Genomic DNA, 23,095 nt, shown 5'->3' on the forward strand with positions numbered 1-23,095 from the left:
ATCCCGCCAATCTGGCGGGTTTCAGGTTGCGCGGTCAATGCTCTCGATCACATACTTACCTGTGCTTTATCAACATTTGAAAGGAAAAGCACATGGCAACTCTCGCAAGTCTCAAGCTGTCAACAGCACAAAAAGCAACTACTGTTACTGGTGTCCTAATTCGCCGAGCCAAGATGGTCAAGGCACTTGCTGAACAAGTGGCATTAGCTAGGGCGCAGCAAAATGGCGATAGTTATGCAGCTGTTAAATTTCGTAGCGTCGTTGATCCTGATACAGGCGTTCGCAAGTTAGTGGAGTCAACTAAACGAGTTAAGCAATGGTGGTTTGCTACTGACAACGGCAAGATGGCTATCAACATTCGTTATGGCGCACGTATGTTGGAACTGGCCAAGGGGAAGTTTGCAATCGAGGTAGCCAGCGATAAAGAGTTGGTGCCCACCCTAGAAGCACTCAAGACTATCGCTTTGAGTGGTGAGTTAGATGCCGCTATCGAAACTGCGTCTATCAAGCTCCGCGAGGGCTTTGGTAAGTAAATAGCATGTGGGAATGCACTCAGCAATTGCTGGGTGCAGCGTTGCATTCGGCAACAGTAGAGTCTTTTTTTTGAGAGTTTATGACCTACGAGATCCAAACATCCCCGAGCACATTCATCAACACACGCCTGAGTCGTCGAGTAAATATTAAAGGTATTGAATTTCCCGAAGACTTACTTGCTGAATTGATTGCCAACCACATCAACTCAAAAGGCATTATCAGCAAGCCGACCTTTGCCACTGCATTTGAGATTTATATGCGTGAGAGCAATGCGCCAGCTCGTCGCAAGTTCACTGAAAACGCCACCCGCAACTTCAATTACTTTCAAGCCCAGTTTGGGGACTTACCACTTGATGAACTTCGCCACATACATGGCACACAGTTCCGCGATGCCCAGCTAGCTCGTGGTTTAAACCCAACCAGTGTTCGCAAGCAATTCGCCACATTGAACGCTGTACTGAACTTGGCATTCAGACACTTGGACATTGATCGCTTGAGTCCATTCCGCGCGATGTACATACATGGCGTTGGGGACATCAAGCGACACATGGAAACCATCACGCCTGAGCTGCTTCAGTCCGTCAAACAACGCTTGCTTAGCCACGATGCGCCTTACAGACTTATTGGATTAATTCAACTCAATACGGGTCTTCGCTTGTCCGAGCCTATCTTTGCAAGGCTTGAAGACTGTGTGCTTGACCATGAAATACCGCATTTGTGGATTCGCAAAAACTCACTGTCCGACCGTAAAACTAAGTCCAGTATTCGTTGTGTCCCGTTAGTTGGCGTTTCACTTCAAGCTGCCAAAAAGCTCCATGCACTTGCAGTTGACGAAGGCAGCGAATGGTTTGTCCCTCATTACGCTCGTTACAACGGGAGCACCACCTGCTCTGCCACTATGAACAAGTGCTTGCTTGATTTGAACTTTAGAACCCACATGTTTCGTCACGCACTCATTGATCGAATGAAGGCTTGCAATGACATCCCAACTCGGTTGGCTGAGAGCATTACAGGGCATCACAGCGGTGGTTCTGAATTTAATTCGTACGGGACAGTGGGCTACACGCTAGAACAAAAGCTAGCTGTCATAAAGCGAGTCGAAATCTAGTTCGACCCCTATAGCCACCATCGAACTGATGTGTGGCTGTGTCGCACCCATTAATTTGTGTTGAGTAGACTAATTACATTCACATAGTGAACTCCTATATTTCGACTCTTGGTTGGGAAAGTTATGAAACTAGTTGAATTTCTCTGGGCCGCTGAGGCTTTGGATGAAATGCTCAATGCCAAAGACGTGGAGCGTTATGAGAAAGCGTGGATTGATTACCTTCACTACCTTGACCGAGCTTGGAACAAATTGCATGACTATTGCAACGTCAATAAAGTTGGTCAAAAGTACGTCAGCACAGTTGAGCACTTGAGAAAAAAAGATAAGTTGCTTCAATACCTTAAGCAGGCAAGAGATAGCCATGAACACTCAATTCGCGAAGTTGTCGCTGTTGAAGCTGCAAAAACAACTATCACTGGTGGTGTTGGTGGTGCAACTATTGTGCGAGGTGTCATTCATGGCTCAGGCCAGACTCATGGGCTTGTCACAAGTGGCAATGTGGAAATCAAGTTCCACCCAGAGCATTTGGTGGTTATCCCAGTTAGTAGCTGCGGCAACCACTTTGAAGTGCCAACGCAGCATTTAGGACATGCCATTGAGACGAAGCTGCCGCATGAGCTTGCTCGTATGGGCTTGGACTATTACTCTGAAATCGCCAAAAAGATCTTGCCCCAAGGTAACTGAGCCCTAGCAATTTCTTCCATTGCGGCTAGAAATTTCATTCCATCAACCTGCCAGTGCAATGAGCATTTGTTGCCCAATAGCTGTCATTGCACAGTGGCTCTACAGTTTTTGCAGGGGGAGGGGCGTGGGTGTTTGCCAGTCGAGTGCCAACGGTCTACCAACTTGCGTTAAATGGTCATTTGCAGCGTTAAGACAGGATTTTTTGTACAGTTTGCAATACAGAAAAAGTAACCGTTGCGGATACCGTTGCAAACCGTGAAGTAAATCGCAAGTATTACTTTTTTGAGTCCCCTGCGTCTACCAATTTCACCACCCGGGCACGGGAGAGAAGACCGATATTATGACACAGATTTCGTCCCATAAATGAAAAATCTCCCCGTGAATTCATTGCCAGCCTGTTTTTTAGTTTCAAAAATTTTCTGATGGCTCAGTTCAGCGAGGGTCCACTTTTCTTAAACCCTGAAGAACTCTGCTGCCACGGAGCCTGACGTTGCCGACCACACGCGGATTCATCACTTAACTGAGCGGTTAATCTGGCTGCCATCACCCAAGATGGCGTGCCACTGATCTATGTATCGGCACCAAATGGGAAAACTTGTGGGGTGGCGTAAAGATGTCGGTTAAACCGACATGGCGACAGAAGAGGGGATGTCGTAGTCCTCTAAGTCTATAAATTTAGACTAGCTTTAGTGGAAATGTATAGAACTAGCAGCGCAAGATCGAGCTGAACTATCAACCATCAGTAATTCAAGTCAATCTGCTTGGTACCCCCTGCCGCGCCGTGCGTCCATTTTGTCGATACGATTTAGATTGCCAACAGGGCTTTTTTTACTATTTTTAGAAATTAGCGTTGTTTCATCGTGCCAGCAAACTTGCCGCCGCGTTCAATGACTAGTTCACCGTATTCCATGGAGCCCTCTAAGTGACCAGTCGAGTGAATGGTTAACAAATTGCTACAAAAAACTGTTGATTTCAACTCACCTTTGACTTGAATATCCGTGGCAGTACAAGTACCTGACATAACACCATCAGCATCCACGATAAGTTCACGAGCAGTCAACTCTCCATTAAACGACCCGTTGATTACTGCTCTATTTGGGACAACCACAGAACCAGTAAAGCTAACGCCTTTGCCGATAATTAAATCATTTGCTTTGTGTGTGTCTTGTGATTGATCAATCGGAAGTTGTAGGTGTTCGTTCATAGTTTTATTCGTTGGAGTTGATTAAGTGCTGTGGTGTCAAGTCAGGGAACATGGTTCGAAATATTCTGAAAAGTTCATCATCAAGTTTTTCTTTTGTTGACTCATCAATAATTTCAGCATGCATTAATCGCTTCGTAATTACGCACAAATGATCAAAATCAGGTGCAGTTAAAAATCGATTTTGTTGGGCTATTTCTAAAACTTGCTTGCCAAGCAGACCTCGCAATGAGCCAAGTATGGTGTTGATCAACCTAATTTGATGTGAAAGAAACATTTGATGGGCAGTTCGGCTGCCGCCAACAAGTGCTAATAAATTTAATGCTGTTGGTTCGTAGTAATGAGTAACTACTAGTGGCAAAGTAACAGGGGGTTTGAATGACTTGAGCATAAATGGCGATTCAGTCCCCTGCTCGAAAAATAAGCAGATAGTGCATTATGGCTGTTTAATCAATTGCTAGCTATTGGGAGCTTTGACGACTAAATTGAATTCATTGTTAGCAAGAAAGTCCAGCCCATTTGCTCGGACTCAGGTTGCCCTGCGCAACAGTAGAAATTACGCTGTGCGCTTTGGGCTAGAACTTGAAGCAAACGCAAATCGGGTACTTGCTGCTAGCGTGCAAGCTGCAAGAACAAACTGGGGTGCTCAATCCTCAGCCACTCATCAATAGTCTCCGGGTCAGCGCCAGAAAAGAAACTAACTACCCATGAAAAATTAAATGATTCATGGAATAGCCTAAAACACGATTTTTGAGCGCCTAAATCAGTTCCGAGGGGTACTCCATGCCCCCCGCCAAAAACAGCGTCTTGGGTCGTCATGCAGGCTCATCGCACAGGTGCTCTACAGAAAATCTAATCCACCAAATGTGTGAACTATTCCAGTAACTAGCCAGTAACAGTTTGAGAATTTAGCGGGTTGGTTTTGCACAGCGTGAAGGACAATTTTTTGTAACCTTGCTGCTACCCGCATATTTACTTATTAGTACTAAGGGTTTCAACTTTTTGAGTCCCCTGCGTCTACCAATTTCACCACCCGGGCACGGGAGAGAAGAGCAATATTATGGCACAAATTTTTGCTGGTTTTAGCTTGCGTTGAATTTGTGTGTTTTCTTGGCTGCTTGATAGCGCTGTAGGGTTTGACACAAGGCCTTGTGTGGCGTGATGACGCATGACTTATGGCACAGTAACGTACTATGAGTTCACAAAAGAGTTACCCCACGATCGAAGACGCCATTGGTAGGACGCCTTTGGTCGCCCTGCAGCGCATTGGTGCGGCTGACAACGCCAAGCGTGGCAACGTCATTTTGGGCAAGCTGGAAGGCAACAACCCTGCGGGTTCAGTCAAAGACCGTCCTGCTTTGTCCATGATTCAACGCGCCCAAGAGCGCGGTGACATCAAGCCAGGCGACGCACTGATTGAAGCTACCTCTGGCAACACCGGCATTGCTTTAGCGATGGCTGCTGCTATCAAGGGTTATCGCATGGTGCTCATCATGCCCGAGGACTTGTCCATCGAACGTGCGCAAACCATGAAGGCGTTTGGTGCTGAGCTCATCTTGACGCCCAAGAGCGGCGGCATGGAATACGCCCGCGACTTGGCCGAGCGCATGCAAGCCGAAGGCAAAGGTCGCATGCTTGACCAGTTTGCTAACGAAGATAACCCACGCATTCACTATGAAACCACAGGTCCCGAGTTGTGGGAGCAAACACAGGGCCGTATCACGCACTTTGTGAGCGCCATGGGAACGACGGGCACGATCACCGGTGTGTCGCGCTTTTTGAAAGAGAAGAACCCGGCTATTCGCATCATCGGCGCACAGCCTTCCGAGGGGTCTCGCATCCCTGGCATTCGCAAATGGCCGCAAGAATACTTGCCCAAAATCTATGACGCCAGCCATGTGGACGAGTTGGTCTACGTGAGCCAAGACGACGCTGAAGAAATGTGCCGCCGGATAGCCCGTGAAGAGGGTATCTTTGGAGGCATTTCCGCTGCAGGTGCGTGTTGGGTGGCCATGCAAATTGCGCAACATGTCGAGAACGCGACGATTGCCTTCATCGTCTGCGACCGTGGCGACCGTTACTTATCTACAGGCGTATTTCCCTCATGAACATCGACTTAGAAATAGACACGCGCGGTCTGAATTGCCCGTTGCCGATTTTGAAAGCCAAGAAGGCTTTGACTGCCATGGCGAGTGGTCAGGTGCTCAAGGTGGTGTCTACGGATACGGGTTCGGTGCGTGACTTTGCGGCGTTTGCCAAACAAACCGGTAATGAGCTGTTGTCACAAACCACAGAGGGCAGCGACTTCATTCACGTTCTAAAGAGACGTTGAATTACGCGAGGTTGAGTTGTTTGAGGTAGTCGCGGAATTCTGCACCTACTTCGGCGTGCTCTAAGGCCAGCTCGACACTGGCCTGCAAGAAGCCCACTTTGCTGCCGCAGTCGAAGCGTTTGCCTTCGTACGAATACGCCAACACTTTTTCGGTGGCCAACAAACCAGCAATGCCGTCGGTGAGTTGAATCTCGCCTTGCACACCACGTCCGCCAGCGCGGATGCGCTCAAACACCGCTGGCGTCAAGATGTAGCGGCCAGCCACGGTGGTGCGTGAAGGCGCGACTTCGGCTTTGGGCTTCTCCACCATTTTTTGGATATCAACCAGACCATTACCCAAGTCATTACCAGCCACCACACCGTAGCGGTGGACGTGTTCCAACGGCACTTCTTGCACGGCCAGAACAGAAGATTGCGTGCGCGCAAACACGTCAGCCATTTGTTTGAGAACGCCAGGACCGCCTGCTTTCCCGCGCATCAAATCATCAGCTAGCAGCACAGCGAAGGGTTCATTGCCCACTAAACGTTCAGCACACAAGACTGCATGGCCTAACCCGAGTGCACGGGCCTGACGCACATAGACGCATTGCATGTCAGAGGGCTGCACGCTGCGCACGATATCGAGCAAGGCTTGCTTGCCAGCAGCTTCGAGTTCGGTCTCCAATTCGTAGGCCATGTCAAAGTGATCTTCGATGGCGCGTTTGCTGCGACCTGTGACAAAAATCATTTCACGAATGCCTGCCTCATAAGCCTCTTCCACCGCATATTGGATGAGCGGCTTGTCCACCACGGTCAGCATTTCTTTTGGGCTGGCTTTGGTAGCGGGCAAAAAGCGTGTGCCCATGCCTGCGACAGGAAACACGGCTTTGGTGAGTGGTTTAGTCATATGCGTGAATTTGATATTTTTGCCAAGTGTAGCGAAGCTTTATTTCCCTAATTTGACAAGCTGCTCCTGCACCTTGGTCAAGGTGGCGGTGAACTCGGCCACTCGCTTCTTGGCTTCTTCAATCACGGCCGGTGGTGCTTTGGCCACGAAGGCTTCGTTGCTGAGTTTGGTGCCTGCTTTGGTGATTTCGTTTTGCAAGCGTTCCACTTCTTTGCCCAAGCGAATTTTCTCTGCGGCCACATCTACCTCGATGAACAGGCACACACGCAATTCGCCAATCACGGCCACAGGGGCAGCTTGAGCGGCGGCAGACCATTCGGCTTCGTTGTCAAACACTTTGACTTCGCTGAGCTTGGCCAAGGCCTGCAACACAGGCGCGACGCCTTGCATGAAAGCGTGTTCTTCGGCGTTGCCAGCCAGTGCAAACAAAGGCATGCGCGTAGCGGGTGACACACCCATTTCGCCGCGCAAGTTGCGGCAAGCGTCCACCAATGATTTGACGCGTGCCACATGGGCTTCAGCTTGTTCGTCGATGCGTTCAGGCTGGCTCACGGGGTAGGCCGAGATACTGATGGATGCCGTTTTGTCGTCAGCCTTGACGCGACCGGCCATAACAGCCACCGTTTGCCACAGCTCTTCAGTGATGAACGGTGTGATGGGGTGAGCCAAACGCAGGATAGTTTCGAGCGTGCGGATCAGTGTGCGGCGCGTCGCACGTTTTTGTGCATCGTCACCGGTGTTGATTTGCACCTTGGCGATTTCCAAATACCAATCGCAGAACTCGTTCCACACGAAGTCGTAAATCGTGTTGGCCACGTTGTCGAGGCGGTACTCGGCAAAGCCTTTGGCGACTTCCGCTTCCACGCGTTGCAGCTTGGACACAATCCAGCGATCCGCTTGGCTGAAGTTCAAATAGCCGTGTGATGGGCCGCCCACAGCGCATTCTTCTTTGGTGTGTTCTTTGAGGCCGCAGTCTTGGCCTTCGCAGTTCATCAGCACAAAGCGTGAGGCGTTCCACACCTTGTTGCAGAAGTTGCGATAGCCCTCGCAGCGCTTGCTGTCAAAGTTGATGCTGCGGCCCAGTGTGGCCATGGCGGCAAATGTGAAGCGCAGTGCATCTGCACCGTAGGCAGGGATACCCTCTGGAAATTCTTTTTCAGTTTGCTTGCGCACCTTTGGCGCAGTCTCGGGTTTGCGCAGACCTTGAGTGCGTTTTTCGAGGAGTGGTTCGAGCGTGATGCCGTCGATCAAGTCCACAGGGTCAAGCACGTTGCCTTCAGACTTGCTCATCTTCTTGCCTTGAGCATCCAGCACAAGACCGTGGATGTAAACATGCTTGAACGGCACTTTGCCCGTGAAGTGGGTCGTCATCATGATCATGCGGGCAACCCAGAAGAAGATGATGTCGTAGCCGGTGACAAGCACGCTGCTCGGCAGGTATAGGTCATAGTCAGGCGTTTTCTCTGGCCAACCCATGGTGCTGAAAGGCACCAGCGCAGACGAGTACCAAGTGTCCAAAACGTCTTCGTCACGCTTGAGTGTTTTCCCCGGCGCCTTGGCTTGCGCCTCTGCCTCGTCACGCGCCACATACACGTTGCCGTCTTCGTCATACCAAGCTGGAATTTGGTGACCCCACCACAGCTGCCGCGAGATGCACCAGTCTTGGATGTTGTTCATCCACTGGTTGTAGGTGTTGACCCAGTTCTCGGGCACAAAGCTCACTTCGCCAGATTGAACGGCGTCAATGGCTTTTTGCGCGATGCTCTTGCCTGTCGGGTCTTTGTCGCTGACTTTGTTCATGGCGACGAACCATTGGTCAGTCAACATGGGTTCAATCACTTGGCCGGTGCGGGCGCAGCGGGGGACCATGAGTTTGTGTTTCTTCACTTCCACCAAAGCGCCTGCGGCTTCGAGGTCGGCTACGACTGCCTTGCGGGCCACGAAGCGGTCGAGGCCACGGTATTTCTCTGGCGCGTTGTTGTTGATCGTTGCGTCCAAGTTCAGCACGCAGATCATTTCCAACTTATGGCGCTGTCCAACTTGGTAGTCGTTGGTGTCGTGCGCAGGGGTGACCTTCACCACGCCTGTGCCGAAGTCTTTGTCCACGTAATCGTCGGCAATCACGGGGATGGTGCGGCCGCAAAGTGGCAGGTTCACTTGCTTGCCGATGAGGTGTTTGTAGCGCTCGTCTTCGGGGTGCACCATCACGGCCACGTCGCCCAGCAGGGTTTCGGGGCGGGTGGTGGCCACCGTCAAGCTGCCGCTGCCATCGGCCAAGTCATAGCGGATGTGCCACATCGAGCCGTCTTCTTCTTCGCTCTCGACTTCAAGGTCAGACACCGCGCTCATCAGCACCGGGTCCCAGTTGACCAAGCGCTTGCCACGGTAGATCAGGCCTTGTTCGTACAGCTGCACAAAGGTTTCGGTCACGGTTTTGGACAGCTTGGGGTCCATCGTGAAATATTCGCGGCTCCAGTCCACGCTGTCGCCCATGCGGCGCATTTGGCTGGTGATGGTGTTGCCGGACTCTTCTTTCCACTCCCACACCTTGCTCACAAAGTTCTTGCGGGCTTCAGCGGGGCTAGTGCCCATGTCGTGGCGGCTGATGCCTTTGGCTTGCAACTGGCGCTCCACCACGATTTGCGTGGCAATGCCCGCGTGGTCAGTGCCGGGGATCCAAGCCGTGTTGAAGCCCGACATGCGGTGGTAGCGCGTCAAGCTGTCCATGATGGTTTGGTTGAACGCGTGGCCCATGTGCAGGGTGCCGGTTACGTTCGGAGGTGGCAACTGGATAGCAAACGCGGGTGCGTCAGCCGCCGGTGCGCCTGTGCCACGAAAGCCAGCCACGCCGTAGCCGCGTTGTTCCCACTCGGGGCCCCAATGGGCTTCAAGGGCTGCGGGCTCGAACGATTTGGACAAGCCCTCAAGGCCGGGTTGTTCGAGGGGGAAGGCAGGCGTGTTGCTCATAGGACTATTCAGGCAAAAGAAAAACGGCAGGCTTGGTGCTGCCGTTGGGCGCAAGATGCGTCGAATTCGCATTTTACCTAGAGGAAGTCTTAGGCTTTTAATGCGTTGCTATGTGTTGCTTTGCTTAATTTCAATTAAATTACCACTAATAAATTACTTTTAATTGGGTGGTGTATGGGAAAAATCTTGTTGATGGTGTTCGCCGCTTGTTGGAGCATCAACGTGGTGGCTGCGGACAAAACTTTGATTTTTTGTTCAGAAGGTAATCCAGAGTATTTCACCCCTGGATTCAATGTCACGGGTACATCCTTTGATGTGACAGGGCAAATTTATGACCGTTTGGTACGTTTTGAGCAAGGCAGTACGCAGTTAAGACCTTCTCTAGCACAACGATGGACACTGTCGAATGATGGACTCACGTATGTTTTTTCGTTACGACGTGGTGTCAAGTGGCACAGCAATGATAGTTTCAAACCTACACGCGATTTCAATGCGGATGATGTGCTGTTTACGTTGTTACGCCAATGGAAGGCGGAGCATCCTTATCACGACATCACGCGCAGCAAATATCCATATTTCGAAAGCTTGGGCTTGCACAAGTTGTTAAAGAATATTCGAAAGGTGGATGACTACACAGTTGAAATCGTATTAAACCAGCCAGATGCCACATTTGTTTCGAGTTTAGCGATGCAGTGGGCAGGTATGCAGTCTCAAGAATATGCACAAGCCATGTGGCGTGCGGGAACGCCGGAGCGTATAGATCAACAGCCCATCGGCTCTGGCCCCTTCCAATTTGAACGCTATCACGCAGGACGTGAAGTTGTATTTCGCACCTTTGACGCTTATTGGGAAGGGCGCTCTAAGTTGGACGGGTTGATATTTAGCATCACGCCAGACGCATCTGAGCGTTGGAAAAAAATCAAAGAGGGTCAATGTCACGTCATGCCATACCCCAACCCTGCAGAGCTTCCAGAAATGCGGCGGACAAATGGTGTGGTGGTCTTGGAGCAAACGGGCGTGAACATTGGCTATATGGCCTACAACACCAGCAAAAAACCGTTTGATGATGTGCGCGTGCGACGCGCGTTGAACATGGCTATTGATACACGCAAAATATTGCGTCAGGTCTACAAACATACGGCTTTGCCGGCAACCAACCCGATTCCACCCATTCAGTGGGGCTACAACCGTGACATTCAAGACGATGTCTACGCACCTAATCGAGCTAGAGTTTTGTTGCAGGAGGCTGGCTACCCCAACGGCTTTAGTGTGGATCTATGGGCAATGGATGTGCAGCGTCCGTACATGCCGAATGGCGTTTCAGTGGCCAAACTAATTCAAGAAGACTTGGCTGAAGTAGGCGTTAAAGTGAGCGTTAAAACCATTGATTGGTCTGAATACACGCAGCGTTTGCGTACGGGCGAACATGACATGGCCTTGTACGGATGGACGGGAGACAACGGTGACCCTGATAACTTTCTCAACAGCTTGCTGAGTTGTGATGCGGTGGGTGGTAATAACTTGGCAAGATTTTGTAATGCAAGCTATGACGCTTTGGTCAAAAAAGCAAAAGCATCGTCAGATGTGATGGAGCGCACGCATTTGTATGCGCAAGCGCAAGTGATATTTAAAGACCAAGCACCTTGGCTTACCATTGCGCACGCTAACCAATACAAGGTGCTTCGCGCTGAGGTGAAAGGTTTTCACATCACAGCGCTAGGTCGCCACTGGTTTTATGGTGTTGATTTGATTTCCCAACCATGATTCGTTAACACCTCATAATTCAGACTTCTCTCGAGAAGCCTTTTTTGTGACCTATGCTGTTTTTACTCTCACCCGCTAAAGCCCTTGATTACGACACCCCCGCGGGTGCCGTACCGCACACGCAACCTTTGTTTGTGAAGCAGTCGGCCGAGCTGATTGACATCTTGCAAGAAAAAACGCCGAAAGACATTGCTAGCTTGATGAGCCTGAGCGATGCGTTGGCTGGTTTGAATGTGGCGCGCTACCAATCATGGAGTCCAAAATTCACAGAAAAAAACTCCAAACAAGCTGTGCTGGCTTTCAATGGCGATGTCTACGAGGGCTTGAATGCCAAGACCTTGAAGCCCAAAGACTTGGACTGGGCGCAAGCGCATGTGGCCATTTTGAGCGGCCTCTACGGTGTACTGCGCCCACTCGATTGGATGCAGCCTTACAGGCTCGAAATGGGCACGGCCTTAGCCAATGAGAAAGGCAATAACCTCTACAAGTTTTGGGGTGCTCAGATAGCCAACTATTTGAATGAACGTTTGAGTGATGAGCGAGAGCCGATCATTGTGAACTTGGCCTCGCAAGAGTATTTCAAGTCAGTGGATCGCAAAGTTTTGAAAGCTCGTGTCATCGAGTGCGTCTTCGAAGACTACAAAGGCGGCAAGTACAAAATCATCAGCTTCAACGCCAAGCGTGCGCGTGGCTTGATGACGCGCTATGCCGTGACACAGCAAATCAAAACACCTAAGGGCTTGGAAGGTTTCAACCTAGAAGGCTATGCTTTTGATGCAGCGGTATCTGAGCCCGATCGCAAAGTGTTTCGCCGCAAACTGGACTGATGAAATTTATGAACACGCCTGAACAATCGCAGCTGGGCAAATCATCGTCGTATGTGGATCAGTACGACGCGTCTTTGCTGTTTCCGATTCCGCGCCAAGCCAAACGCGATGAAATTGGTGTCCCCGCACAGCCTCCATTTTTTGGCGCTGACTTGTGGACCGCGTATGAGTTGAGCTGGCTCAACACGCGAGGCAAGCCGCAAGTGGCGCTGGCTCGCATCACTGTGCCGGCTGAGTCGACACACATCATCGAAAGCAAATCGTTCAAGCTGTACCTGAACAGCTTTAACAACACGCAAATCGATGACATCGCTGATTTACAAGACCGCCTGCGCCAAGACCTGAGTGCTGCCATTTGGCATGGCGAGCCCGTCAAAGCTAGTGTGGGTGTACAACTCGTCTTGCCCGAAAACTTTGACCGCGAGCCTGTAAATGAACTCGACGGTTTGAGTTTGGACCGTTTGGATTTGGAATGCGATCAGTACCAACCCAACCCTGAGCTGCTCACTGCCAATTTCAATGAAGCGCCAACGACAGAAACCTTGACAAGCAATTTGCTCAAAAGCAATTGCTTGGTCACAGGCCAGCCTGATTGGGGCAGTGTGCGTATCAGCTACACCGGGCCACAAATTGACCAAGCGGGTTTGCTGCGCTACATCGTGAGCTTTAGAAATCACAACGAGTTTCATGAGCAATGCGTGGAGCGCATCTTCATGGACATCACGCGGCGCTGCAAGCCGTTGCGCCTTGAGGTGTATGCGCGTTACACGCGTCGCGGTGGTTTAGATATCAACCCGTGGCGCACCAGCCATCCGCAGGCCATGCCGTCTAACGTGCGCACAGCGCGTCAGTGAACAAGCAATCAAAGAGCGCGAAGAGCCTAGCTCTTTGAAGTTTTAGCCTCGCAAAGCCTTCACAAACACGTCGGTCATCTCGGGGCAAAACAGCTTGCCTTTGTTGCTCAAGATCACGCGTACGGCGTCGGCGGGGCTGCTTTCAGCTTTGGCGTAATCACCTGACTGCAGCTCTTCGTAGGCTTCCACAATCGCCACAATGCGTGCGCCTATGGGAATGTCCTTACCCGACAGTGCATCTGGAAAGCCTGTGCCGTTGAAGTATTCGTGATGTGAGCGAATGATGGCAGCTACCCCCTGCATATCGTCCAATGTGTTGAGTGTTTTCTCCCCCATCGTGGTGTGTGTGCGATACAACTTGGCATCGGCCAGTGGTAATTCGATGAACTTGGTGTTGAGTACTCGATCGCTCAAACCAATCTTGCCGATGTCGTGTAGGAGGCCAGCAATGTAGATCGACTGACATTCGTCGTCGCTTAATCCAGCCAACTTGGCCATCTTCATCGACATCGTGGCCACGCGGCGTGAGTGTGGCAGTAGGTCGGGGCGGCGCAACTCCAAGATGTTGGAGAAGGCCTTGATCGACGCGACATATGCCGCGCGCAAATCTTGCGTCCGTTCTTGCACGCGCGACTCGAGTGTGTCCACCATTTCATTGAGTGACTCTTTTTGTGCGACGGTGAGTGCTTCTAGGCGGTCATGTTCGTTGGCCAGCGTACCGAATGCAATGGCTGATTTGAGCGTGCCCAGCAGTTCTTCGTCGTTCCAAGGCTTGGCGGTGTAGCGGTAAATCGCACCTTGGTTGATGGCATCAATCGCGCCTGACACATCGGATGCGCCTGTGAGCATGAGGCGCATGGTGTGCGGCCATTGCTGACGCACTTTTTCAAGCAGCTCAGTGCCGTTCATGCCTGGCATTTGCATGTCCGAAATGATGACGTTCACAGACTCTTTGGCCAGCAGGTCCAAGGCTTGCTGGCCACTATCGGCGGTGAAGACCTCAAAGCCTTCGAGCGACAACATGCGGCGCAAGGCCGACAAAATATTTGGTTCATCGTCCACGCACAACACTTTGTATTGGCTGGCATCAAATGCATCTTGTGTGTCGCTCATCGTTATCCTTTGGCCGCAGGGCGTTTGATGGGGAGTGTGATTTTGAAGGTGGTACCCACCCCGACCGTGCTGTCTACGGTGAGTGTGCCGCCATGTTGCTGAATGATGTTTTGCGACACCGACAGGCCAAGCCCTGTGCCCGTGCCCGGGTCTTTGGTGGTGAAAAACGGATCGAAGATTTTCTTTAACACGTCGGGTGGAATGCCCGGGCCGTTGTCTTTGACCTCAAACCACACCTGCTGGTCATCGCAGTCGGTGCGAATGTCTATCAAACCCATCTTGCCGTCGGGCATGGCCTGGGCGGCATTGACGATGAGGTTCAAGAACACTTGGTCAATTTGAGCGGGCGCACATTCGACCAAGGGCAATTTGCCTAACTCTAGGCGCACATCGGCCTTATTTTTGAGTTGAATACGGGCAATGTTGAGCGTAGATTTCAATCCAACTTGGATGTCAGATGCCACGTAGTGTGTGGCGGCATTTGTGCGGGCGTAATCTTTCAAGTCTTGAATGATGGTCTTCACGCGGCCCACGCCCTCTTGGGTTTCTTTCACCAAGTTTTGCAAATCGTCGCGGATGAACGCGTAGTTGAGCTTTTTCTTGAGCGCAGCCATGTCAGCGCTGTCGACCTCGGGGGCGTCCAGCACTTTTTCATAGACTGCCAAATACTTTTGCAAGGTGGTGAGGTTGGACGACACATAGCCCACTGGGTTGTTGATTTCGTGAGCCACGCCAGCAGCCAACTCACCGAGCGAAGCCAGTTTTTCAGACTGCACCAAGCGCTTGGTCGCTTCGTCGAGCTTGACTTCAAACATGTGCTCACGCTTGACCACAGTGAAGTAAGCACGCCACAAAAACACACCCAAGATGACGATGCCCGAGAGGACCGACAGCACCGACAGCAATAAGTTTTGTTGCCTCAAACTGCCTAGGTCTGCACTGTCGAGTTCGTTGTAGGTTTGTAGGCGAACCCAGCCCAAGTCCGAGCCCAAATTCACTTTGGCCCAAGTCGTGATGAATGCGTCATCACGTGATTGCAACACCGGTAGCGCTGTTTCTGGTGTGGCAATCCAGTAAGGGTCAAACATCAGGCGCGGCTCTTCACCTGGCGCTCGCTTGAGGGCTGATAGCACCTTGCCTGTGGTGTCAGTCAGCATGACCGATGCCACTTCGGCGTTGGACATGGTTTGCAAAATGCGCGACTCAACCGAGGCGTAGTCTTTGAGCACCATTTGGTCTGCCACGGCTACCACCAAGCCACGCGACAGGTTTTCAGAGGTTTGGTACTTACCTTCCCACAGCAAACTTTTGGATTGGTAATACGCTGCCACGCCCGAGCCAATTTGTAGGAGAGCCAATGCCAGCCCAATCAAGAGAGCGGGCTTGATGCTTTTCCACTGCGCAGACGTTAGGCGATCACGCATATCACGGGCCCGTCAACACCAAAAACTTTTCGAGTTGCAAGGACTCTAAAGGTTTGTAGTTCTTGGCGTAAGTCACGGCTTGGGGTTTGCTGAGGTTGATGCCATCAAGCAACTTGCGACCTTCTTCGTCTTGCGTTAGCTTGAGCATGGCTTTGAGGAAACGTTCGCGCACTGCAGCGGGCACGGATGGGTGCGTCACGATGGGGTGAGGCGTGTAGGCGGGTGTTTCAAACAACACGCGCAACTGCTGGCGTACTTCGGGCGCTTCGTTGTCTAAGGTGTTGTTCACACCACCACCCGCGAGGGCGTCTTTACCGATGACCGAGCGGTACACGTTGCTATGGGTTTTGACGAACACGGGGTTGATGTCAATTTTCTTTTTGGCTAACTCGGCGCGTATCAACAAGGAGGCGGCAAACGCGTTGGGCGCAGGGAAGGTGATGTTTTTCCCTTTCAACTCATCCAAGCTTTTGATGGGGCTGTCTGCACGCACCACCAAGATGCCGGTCAGCAAGTCTTGGCTGTCGGCCAGTAATGGCTGATATTTTTTCTTTTGGTTGGCCAGCACGGCGTGGTACGGGTTGAGAAATACAAACTCAGGTTCGCCTTTGAGTAGTTTTTGCTCGAACTCAGGAATGGTGGCGGACACGCGCAACTCAAAGCACAAACCAGCCTCTTGGCCCACACGTTGCAACAGAGGCGACCATGTGGTGTAAATTTTGGCAGCAGTCAGTTGGGGAACCACATCAAACGTGTAGGTTTTGATGGTGTTTTGTTCGCCCAAACATGCGGAATGCGCCGAGCTGATTAGCAGCAAAGTGGTGGCAATAAAGCCTATGAGATTTTGTTGAAGTGCGCGCATTTGCAAAATCCATTTTTGTTGATATTGTTATTTTCACCTGAGTCGGATGTTTATCACTTTGGCGTTATTTCATCCCCAAATAAGGATTCGGTATAGGGCTGTGTGGGCGCTTCCTCGGCCTTGAGCCCTTGGGCTTGCCAGTCTTCTTGCTTCATCAGTGTGCCCACCCGAACGCCCAATAGACGCAAGCGGCGCTTGAGGTCTACCCGCTTGAGGCATTGGCCCGCTGCGGCTCGAATGGTTTGGGCTTTGTTGACGTAGGTCTCTAGGGTTTGGTCGCGTGTGACGCTTTGAAAATTGTCATAGCGCAGCTTGATGCCAATGGTTTTGCCCACATAGCCTTTGCGCTGCAAATCAGCGGCGACTTGTTCGCACAGCTTGGTGAAGATAGCGCTCAGCGCTTCACGGTCACGCACGGCGTGCAGGTCTTGCTCAAATGTGGTTTCGCGGCTGATGCTGACAGGCTCATTTTCGGTTTCCACGGGGCGATCGTCTTTCCCGTGTGCGGCGTCGTATAGCCATGCGCCGTAGCTTTTGCCAAAGTGCTCCATGAGCCAGTAAAGGTCGCGTTGAGCCAAGTCGCCAATGATGTGAATGTGATGCTTGGCGAGTTTGGCCTCGGCCTTGGGGCCAATGCCATTGATCTTGCGGCAGGGCAGGGGCCAGATCATACTTTCCAAATCTTCGGGTTGAACGATGGAAATGCCGTTGGGTTTGTTGAACTCACTCGCCATTTTGGCTAGCAGTTTGTTGGGCGCAACGCCCACCGAGCAGGTAAGGCCGGTGTCGTCAAAAATCGCTTTTTGTATGAGCCGAGCCAACACGCGCCCGCCCTCGCGTTGCCCGCCTGGCACATGGGTGAAGTCGATGTACACCTCGTCTACGCCCCGGTTTTCCATGAGCGGCGCGATGTCGGTGATGATGGATTTGAAGCGCTGCGAGTAATGGCGGTATTGGTCAAAGTCCACCGGCAGCAATATTGCATCGGGGCACAGCTTGGCCGCCTTCATCACCCCCATCGCCGAGCCCACGCCAAACTGCCGAGCTGCGTAGGTGGCGGTGGTGATAACGCCGCGTCCTGTGTAGCCTGCGATGCGAGGAAAGAAGTCGAGTGGGATTTCGTGCAGCTTGTCTTCTGACCATTCGTAGTCGGGGTGAGCCTCACGCAAGCGGGCCAGCATGTCGTCAATGCGGCGGCGACCGCCGCCAATCACCACGGGCAAGCCTTTGAGTTGCGGGTAGCGCAGCAACTCGACAGAGGCGTAAAACGCATCCATGTCGAGGTGGGCAATGCGGCGTTGCGGAGCGGTGTCAGGAGATGCGGTCACGGATCAAAATCCTCAACCTAGGCTGAGCCGAATCAAATGGCTTTTTGTACCAACCAGCCCTTGAATAACAAAGGCTGACGTGGCTTACCGTCCCGAGGGCCACGGTCTTTGTTTTCGACGCTGATGGCCAACGCGCGTGCGCCTTCGAGTGCCTGTGCCGGCACATCAAGTTGTTGTGTTTTGTAGCGGTCTGTGAGAACGCCCAACAAACGAGGCACATCATCTTCTGCAATCGCCCAAACGTGTAGGGCTTGTTCGCGGCCTTCTTTGACCTCGTTCAAGCGCTGCACTTGCAGCTTTTGATTTTTCGGGTCGTAGGTCAGCAACATGGCGGGCGCTTGCGCCTCATCAAGCAACACCGACACATCGCGTACTTGCGGAATTTCCACCAGCTTGGCTTCTAGGTGGTGAATTTGCGCCTTGAACTGCTCATACATGCTGGCGCTGAACGCCCAGCCGATGAACACCACGAGAGTTAGAAAAATGCTCAGGGCACGCCACCAAGCGCTGACGCCGGTGGGTGCTTTGGGGGTGACTTCAGGGGATGTTGTTTCTTCACTCATCCCTGAAGTGTGCCTCAATCCACATGCCCTGATGCATGCGCCTCAATCAGAGGCTCAAGCTGTTGGGAAGGTGCCTGGCAACAAGATGTTGGTGTTAACGTTTTGGATGTTGGTGTGGCCGCAAAACGCCATGGTCACATCCAACTCTTTGTGGATGATTTGCAGCGCTTTCGTCACGCCTTCTTCACCCATTGCGCCCAAGCCGTAGACCATGGCTCGGCCAATCAGAACGCCACGAGCGCCCAAAGCCCAAGCCTTTAGCACGTCTTGGCCCGAGCGAATGCCGCCGTCCATCCATACCTCAATTTGGTCGCCCACCGCAGCCACGATGGCGGGCAGGGCTTCGATGCTGGACTGAGCGCCGTCCAACTGACGTCCGCCGTGGTTGCTCACCACAATCGCGTCCGCACCGCTTTGCGCGGCCAGCTTGGCGTCTTCCACATCTTGAATGCCTTTGAGGATGAGCTTGCCGCCCCATTGGGCTTTGACCCAAGCCACGTCTTCCCACGACAAGCGTGGGTCAAACTGTTCGTTGGTCCAAGAGGAGAGCGACTTCATGTTGCTCACACCTTTGACGTGGCCGACCAAGTTGCCAAAAGTATGGCGCTTCGTGCCTGCCATCCCGAGGCACCAACGGGGCTTGGTCATCAGGTTGATGATGTTCGCAATGGTGGGGCTTGGTGGCGCAGTCAGGCCGTTTTTCAAGTCTTTGTGGCGCTGGCCAATCACTTGTAAATCAAGGGTCAGCACCAAGGCGCTGCACTTGGCTTTGCGCGCGCGCTCAATCATGTTGGCCATGGCTTCGCGGTCGCGCATCATGTAGAGCTGGTAAATGAATGGGGCGGTGGTGGCAGCGGCAACGTCTTCCATAGAGCAAATGCTCATGGTCGAGAGAATGAATGGAATGCCAAACTTTTCAGCAGCGCGTGCGGCTTTGATTTCGCCGTCGGCGCTTTGCATGCCGGTCAAGCCCACGGGCGCAATCGCCACGGGCATCTTCACATCGAGGCCGACCATCTTGGTGGCGGTGGTGCGGTTTTCCATGTTCACCGCCACGCGCTGGCGCAGCTTGATTTTTTGGAAGTCCTCTTCGTTAGCACGGTAGGTGCCTTCGGTCCAGCTGCCGGAGTCGGCATAGTCATAGAACATGCGGGGCACGCGTTTTTCGGCCAAAACACGCAAGTCTTCGATGTTGGTAATCACGGGCATGGGGTGTCTCCTGTATTTGAGACGGATGGTAGCGGTTGCCTACGATCAAAGACGTGAAAAGTGTACCGTTTGGTTTGAAATTATTTGGGATGGATGCAGTTCGAACTCTTTTTCATTCAAGGACGAACAAAAATCGCGGATGGCGTGGATGTGCCGATAGGGTAGCCATCGTCATCCATTTGGTCTGAATCTAAATGTGTGTCTTCAAACAATTTCAGTTGACCGCCAGCGGGGACAAACAAGACTTTTAAAAGGAACGCTGGGGAAAATGGTGGCGTATCCCCGCTGCTGCCCAGGTAAATGAGTTGAGCAGTAACGCCATTGCCTAAACTAGGGAGTACCCATTCATTGATTTGATAGAGCTGTTGGTATTGCGCGATGCTGTTGGTGCATGCGGCATCGTTGTAAGTCTTGTAATCAAATATTGCTGTGTAGTCGACGGTGAGTTCTAGTGCGGACTTTTTGATGAAATAAACCGTATCTGGACCTCCAGTTGTTAATCCGGAGCCTATGGCGATCGCGATTTCACAAGGCGCCTCGAGAGTCTTCCATTTCCATAAGATATTGCTTAGATCAAATTTTTCGGGAATGGGGTCCGTGCCACCGCCGCCACAGGCAGAAAGCAGCGCAGTGATGACCGTCAGAAGAAACTTCTTCATGTGCTTTTAGTACTGATAGCCGAATCTCAGGCCGATGGCATATCCATTCGACGGAGTTCTTGTTGTAACCGCTGAACTTGTAAGCTCTGTTGCATGCAGAGCTTTGATGAATTGCATGCTGGTGAACACACCTTTTGCCCAATCGTGCCTCCAAGCAAGATTGAGCTGTTTGATGTTTGTTTCCCGTATTTGATTTTTGAAAAAAAAGTCGTAGGACAAGAAAACACTTTGCGTGTAGCGATAAATAGTCTCGCTCAGTCCGATCCCGATCATGTCTTGAGATGAGACCCGCGAGGTGGCTTCGACGGATGTAAATTCTTTTTTAAAGTTGTAGTTCAGATTGCAAGCGCCAACGGCTGCAACATCAGAAAGACAAGTAGCGTCTTGCGATTGGTGAAAACGTGTGAATCTGCCAAAAACTGTCGTTGAGATTGGAAATGACAATGCCGCATAGACAGCTTGGTTGCTCTGTTTTGTCGTTCCAAGTTTGTCGTCGTCGGGTGTGAAAGCGCGATGTGTGCCTTTAATGACCGATAAACGAGCTTCAACTGCATTGTTCAAGTTCAGCACATTGATATTGAATCCGGCTTTCTTATTCGACTCAACAATGTAGGGGTCATTTGGTGAGGGGGCTGGCACAAAATCACCAAATTCTTTTGCTGCGTAATCGAACATGAGTGGCCTATAAACGCCTAATTGGAATTGAGTTAAATATGCTCCCCATGGTTTTCTGACAAACAGCTGGACGCCAGGCGCACCTCCAGTTACATCTCTGAAATTCTGAAAGTTGCAGATGGGCTCTACATCTCTGATCCAGACACTGTCTGCCTCGTACGTGCGACACCAACTTGTTTTGTAGTCAACAACTCCAAACCGAAACCCTAAAAACGGTGAGATATGAGTTTCTATTTGCGCTTCATCAAGTCTGGCGCCTAAGGATTGGTTAGCTTGCGCTTTGAAGCTAAATTTTGTTGAACCCGTCAGAGGTTTGTTGCCTACAACCCAACCATACAAAGACGCGCTCTTGTAGGGGCGTTCGGTATGCGTGTCTGGTAAGAGTAAAAATGATCGTTCATCAACCAAACCTAAATTTGAATCAGTTTCGGTGCTTGCAGAAATACGCCAGGTGTCTACTCCTAGCTGGTAACTCCATTGGGTGTTTGATGTGTCATCTGTGTTTAATAAAGCGTGAGCGCTTGGCCAGCTCAATAAACCGATTAAGAAAAAGCATGTTGTTGCTCCATAGCGCATTAAGCCGTGTAGGGCCAAATGTGATTCACTGATCGCTAGGAGCCAAGATAGACGCATGACGTCTATTTTATTGGTTTATATTAAAAATTAGTTACTTTTAATTATTTAATGGTTGTTTTACAAATACGGGTTTAAAACTAACAGTGGCATCAACTGCGCAATATCGGCAGCTTGGCTTAATGATGTGCCAGGTGCTAACAATGCCGCTGCGCCTGATGCCATGCCGAATTGAAAGGCTTTGCGCAAACTTTCGTCACGATTTAGTGCCCACACCATTGCCGCCACAAAGCTGTCGCCCGCGCCAATGGTGGTTTGCACGTCTACCTTGATGCTGCGCGCGCACCAGTGCTCGCTGGCACTAACGACCATCGCGCCTTCTGCGCCCAGCGAGACCGCCACAATTTCGGCTTGCCCACTTTGAATCAACTGTTGTGCCGCTTCCATTTGGCTAGCTTCATCCGGCAAGGCTTGACCCGTGAGGTCACGCAGCTCACGCAAACTGGGCTTGAATAAATACACCCCTACCTTCAAGGCCTCGGCCAATGCTGGGCCGTTGGCGTCGAGCACCACGCGGACGTTGTGTTGTTTGGCGAGTGTTGTTAAACGTGCATAGAAGTTCTCAGGTACGCCCGGTGCTATGCCACCGCTGATGACCAAAAACTTTTTGGGCATGTGTTTCGCCACAAAGTCAAAGCAAGCTTCGTATTCAGCCGCGGACACATGGGGGCCGGGCAATACAAAGCGGAAGTCGTTGCCGCTCGACGTCTCGTGTGCTGTGAAGCTCTCGCGCGTTTCTTCGGCAATGGGTATGACATGGCAGCGCACTTTTTCGGCGCTCATCAGTTTGTGGTGGCGCTCGCCAGTCACACCGCCTGCCAAATACACAGACACACAGTTGGCACCTAAGCGGTGCAACACACGTGCGACGTTGACGCCACCACCGCCTGGATGTTTGAGGGTGGGGCCGCAACGCATCTTGTGGGTATCGCTCACCTTGTCGATGGTGGTCAATACATCCAAGGCTGGGTTGATGGTGATGGTGAGAATGTCAGTCATGCATTTGATTTTGTTGATGGCGTTGCCATAGGGCGTGCGTGAGGTAGCCCACGATGACTGCATTCAACACCACGATGAAAGCGTTCAACCACGAAGGCTCGCGCACCCAGTGCACCACTTCAAATGGAATATAAATACCGCCCGATAACGCGCCCAAGTACTCGCCCCACACCTTGCTTAACCACAAACCCGTGGCTTCGATGAAGCGCAGTGCAATGTAGGCCGATCCGAGCCCGACCAACATTTGCACATCGGTTTCAGGCAGCAAATCGGCGTAATGCAGTAGCAACGAGGGGTAGTGGCCTTCGGGGTTGAGTCCAAAGCGGCCAATGAGTGTCATTGCAGCTGCACGCGCATCGTGGTGCAGCAGGTCAAGAACACCAATCAAACCTGCCAGTGCGGCCAAGCCTTTGGTCGCTTCAAAGATCGCGATGGCGCGAAGGGCGCTACGCGGATCTTTGATGTCAGACATC

The 23,095-nt window shown here is 51.7% G+C and carries 22 protein-coding genes; 8 read left to right on the plus strand and 14 right to left on the minus strand.

Annotated elements, in window-relative coordinates:
• Positions 1-92 precede the first annotated feature (92 nt).
• From B9Z35_RS01650 to B9Z35_RS01660, 3 genes are all read left to right on the plus strand, one after another.
• A complete protein-coding gene (locus B9Z35_RS01650) occupies positions 93-533 on the plus strand; it encodes a DUF6641 family protein (RefSeq protein WP_108281921.1) in 441 nt (146 codons plus the stop codon).
• A gap of 80 nt (positions 534-613) precedes the next feature.
• Entirely contained in the window at positions 614-1,642 is a 1,029-nt protein-coding gene (locus B9Z35_RS01655) for a tyrosine-type recombinase/integrase (protein ID WP_108281922.1), read from the plus strand.
• A 123-nt stretch (positions 1,643-1,765) separates the two neighbouring features.
• A complete protein-coding gene (locus B9Z35_RS01660; RefSeq protein ID WP_108281923.1) occupies positions 1,766-2,326 on the plus strand; it encodes a hypothetical protein in 561 nt (186 codons plus the stop codon).
• An 844-nt stretch (positions 2,327-3,170) separates the two neighbouring features.
• Here the strand turns inward: B9Z35_RS01660 and B9Z35_RS01665 are convergent.
• Positions 3,171-3,530 (minus strand): polymer-forming cytoskeletal protein, encoded by a 360-nt coding sequence (locus B9Z35_RS01665; protein WP_108281924.1) that lies wholly within the window; start codon positions 3,528-3,530, stop codon positions 3,171-3,173.
• A gap of 4 nt (positions 3,531-3,534) precedes the next feature.
• The gene (locus tag B9Z35_RS01670) at positions 3,535-3,918 is read right to left on the minus strand and encodes a hypothetical protein (RefSeq protein ID WP_146178926.1); all 384 of its coding nucleotides are present in this window, start codon (positions 3,916-3,918) and stop codon (positions 3,535-3,537) included.
• An 802-nt stretch (positions 3,919-4,720) separates the two neighbouring features.
• On the opposite strand from B9Z35_RS01670, the gene cysM reads away from it, so the two are divergent.
• On the plus strand, positions 4,721-5,635 hold the full coding sequence (cysM, locus tag B9Z35_RS01680; protein ID WP_108281927.1) for a cysteine synthase CysM: 915 nt from the start codon (positions 4,721-4,723) through the stop codon (positions 5,633-5,635).
• Positions 5,632-5,859 (plus strand): sulfurtransferase TusA family protein, encoded by a 228-nt coding sequence (locus tag B9Z35_RS01685; protein WP_108281928.1) that lies wholly within the window; start codon positions 5,632-5,634, stop codon positions 5,857-5,859. Before cysM ends, B9Z35_RS01685 begins: the two co-directional genes overlap by 4 nt.
• Before the next feature lies 1 nt (position 5,860).
• Here B9Z35_RS01685 and galU read toward each other — a convergent pair whose 3' ends face one another.
• Both galU and B9Z35_RS01695 read right to left on the minus strand, forming a co-directional pair.
• Positions 5,861-6,745, minus strand: a complete 885-nt coding sequence (galU, locus tag B9Z35_RS01690) for a UTP--glucose-1-phosphate uridylyltransferase GalU (RefSeq protein ID WP_108281929.1) — start codon at positions 6,743-6,745, stop codon at positions 5,861-5,863.
• 39 nt (positions 6,746-6,784) lie between these two features.
• Entirely contained in the window at positions 6,785-9,712 is a 2,928-nt protein-coding gene (locus tag B9Z35_RS01695; protein WP_108281930.1) for a valine--tRNA ligase, read from the minus strand.
• Between the two features lie 174 nt (positions 9,713-9,886).
• Here B9Z35_RS01695 and B9Z35_RS01700 point away from each other — a divergent pair, with 174 nt between their 5' ends.
• Genes B9Z35_RS01700 through queF form a run of 3 tightly spaced genes read left to right on the plus strand, consistent with a single transcriptional unit; the run spans position 9,887 to position 13,157 of the window.
• Positions 9,887-11,476 (plus strand): ABC transporter substrate-binding protein, encoded by a 1,590-nt coding sequence (locus tag B9Z35_RS01700; RefSeq protein WP_108281931.1) that lies wholly within the window; start codon positions 9,887-9,889, stop codon positions 11,474-11,476.
• A gap of 53 nt (positions 11,477-11,529) precedes the next feature.
• Complete coding sequence (yaaA, locus tag B9Z35_RS01705) at positions 11,530-12,303, plus strand: peroxide stress protein YaaA (RefSeq protein ID WP_108281932.1); 774 nt, start codon at positions 11,530-11,532, stop codon at positions 12,301-12,303.
• A gap of 8 nt (positions 12,304-12,311) precedes the next feature.
• Positions 12,312-13,157 carry an NADPH-dependent 7-cyano-7-deazaguanine reductase QueF gene (gene queF / locus B9Z35_RS01710; protein WP_108281933.1) on the plus strand — a complete coding sequence of 282 codons (846 nt, stop codon included), beginning with the start codon at positions 12,312-12,314 and terminating at the stop codon, positions 13,155-13,157.
• A 42-nt stretch (positions 13,158-13,199) separates the two neighbouring features.
• Here the strand turns inward: queF and B9Z35_RS01715 are convergent, their stop codons facing one another.
• The 10 genes from B9Z35_RS01715 to B9Z35_RS01760 form a co-directional block, all read right to left on the minus strand.
• Positions 13,200-14,270, minus strand: coding sequence for an HD domain-containing phosphohydrolase (locus B9Z35_RS01715; protein WP_108281934.1), 1,071 nt, complete (start codon positions 14,268-14,270; stop codon positions 13,200-13,202).
• A gap of 2 nt (positions 14,271-14,272) precedes the next feature.
• Positions 14,273-15,694 (minus strand): sensor histidine kinase, encoded by a 1,422-nt coding sequence (locus B9Z35_RS01720; RefSeq protein WP_108281935.1) that lies wholly within the window; start codon positions 15,692-15,694, stop codon positions 14,273-14,275.
• A gap of 1 nt (position 15,695) precedes the next feature.
• Positions 15,696-16,556 carry a phosphate/phosphite/phosphonate ABC transporter substrate-binding protein gene (locus B9Z35_RS01725; RefSeq protein WP_108281936.1) on the minus strand — a complete coding sequence of 287 codons (861 nt, stop codon included), beginning with the start codon at positions 16,554-16,556 and terminating at the stop codon, positions 15,696-15,698.
• Between the two features lie 53 nt (positions 16,557-16,609).
• On the minus strand, positions 16,610-17,833 hold the full coding sequence (gene dinB / locus B9Z35_RS01730; RefSeq protein WP_108282776.1) for a DNA polymerase IV: 1,224 nt from the start codon (positions 17,831-17,833) through the stop codon (positions 16,610-16,612).
• Between the two features lie 83 nt (positions 17,834-17,916).
• The gene (locus B9Z35_RS01735; RefSeq protein WP_108281937.1) at positions 17,917-18,447 is read right to left on the minus strand and encodes an anti-sigma factor domain-containing protein; all 531 of its coding nucleotides are present in this window, start codon (positions 18,445-18,447) and stop codon (positions 17,917-17,919) included.
• Between the two features lie 54 nt (positions 18,448-18,501).
• Positions 18,502-19,656 carry an alpha-hydroxy acid oxidase gene (locus B9Z35_RS01740; RefSeq protein ID WP_108281938.1) on the minus strand — a complete coding sequence of 385 codons (1,155 nt, stop codon included), beginning with the start codon at positions 19,654-19,656 and terminating at the stop codon, positions 18,502-18,504.
• Positions 19,657-19,772: 116 nt separating this feature from the next.
• Positions 19,773-20,315, minus strand: coding sequence for a hypothetical protein (locus B9Z35_RS01745; RefSeq protein ID WP_108281939.1), 543 nt, complete (start codon positions 20,313-20,315; stop codon positions 19,773-19,775).
• Between the two features lie 6 nt (positions 20,316-20,321).
• Positions 20,322-21,623 carry a hypothetical protein gene (locus B9Z35_RS01750; RefSeq protein ID WP_146178927.1) on the minus strand — a complete coding sequence of 434 codons (1,302 nt, stop codon included), beginning with the start codon at positions 21,621-21,623 and terminating at the stop codon, positions 20,322-20,324.
• A gap of 60 nt (positions 21,624-21,683) precedes the next feature.
• Positions 21,684-22,622: a 1-phosphofructokinase family hexose kinase gene (locus B9Z35_RS01755; RefSeq protein ID WP_108281941.1), complete on the minus strand. Its 939-nt coding sequence runs from the start codon at positions 22,620-22,622 to the stop codon at positions 21,684-21,686.
• Positions 22,615-23,094, minus strand: a complete 480-nt coding sequence (locus B9Z35_RS01760) for a DUF2127 domain-containing protein (RefSeq protein WP_108281942.1) — start codon at positions 23,092-23,094, stop codon at positions 22,615-22,617. The genes B9Z35_RS01755 and B9Z35_RS01760 overlap by 8 nt, the downstream gene beginning before the upstream one ends.
• Position 23,095 lies beyond the last annotated feature (1 nt).

It is taken from the genome of Limnohabitans sp. Jir61 (genome assembly GCF_003063545.1).
Taxonomy (GTDB): Bacteria; Pseudomonadota; Gammaproteobacteria; order Burkholderiales; family Burkholderiaceae_C; genus Limnohabitans.